Here is a 453-nt window from a genome sequence, read left to right as displayed (position 1 = left end):
CGCCGACTATCTGGTGATGGCGGCATGGCTGGCCTTGCTCAAGTCCAAGCTCCTGATCCCCAAGCAGCCAGGCGACGAGGGCGAAAGCGGCGAGGAACTGGCGGCGGTGCTGCAGTTCCGACTGAAGCGGCTGGAAGCCATGCGCGACGCCTCGGCGCGTCTGGTCAACCGCAACCGGCTCGGCCGCGACGTGTTCGCGCGCGGCATGCCGGAAATGGTCATCATCGAAAAGCGCAACGCCTATTCTGCCTCGCTCTACGATCTCTTGACCGCCTATGCCCAGCAGCGCCAGAAGCAGGCGATCAACAATGTGACCATCGCCAGGCGCGGTGTCTGGTCGCTCAAGGACGCGCGCGACATCCTGACCCGCCTTGTGGGAGCCGTGAGCGACTGGACGACGATGGAAAGTTTTCTGATCGCGTACATGACCAGTCCCGAGGAGCTGCGCAAGGC

1 protein-coding gene is annotated in these 453 nt (G+C 63.8%); it reads left to right on the top strand.

Going from position 1 to position 453, the window contains the following annotated elements:
- On the top strand, nt 1–453 hold a 453-nt coding region (locus EOA22_RS37090), incomplete at both ends, for a ScpA family protein (RefSeq protein WP_164756356.1).

Source organism: Mesorhizobium sp. M7A.F.Ca.US.014.04.1.1 (genome assembly GCF_003998745.1).
Classification (GTDB): Bacteria; Pseudomonadota; Alphaproteobacteria; order Rhizobiales; family Rhizobiaceae; genus Mesorhizobium; species Mesorhizobium ciceri.
The sequence above is the reverse complement of the archived record's forward strand: the minus strand, read 5'-3'. Positions and strand labels throughout refer to the sequence as shown.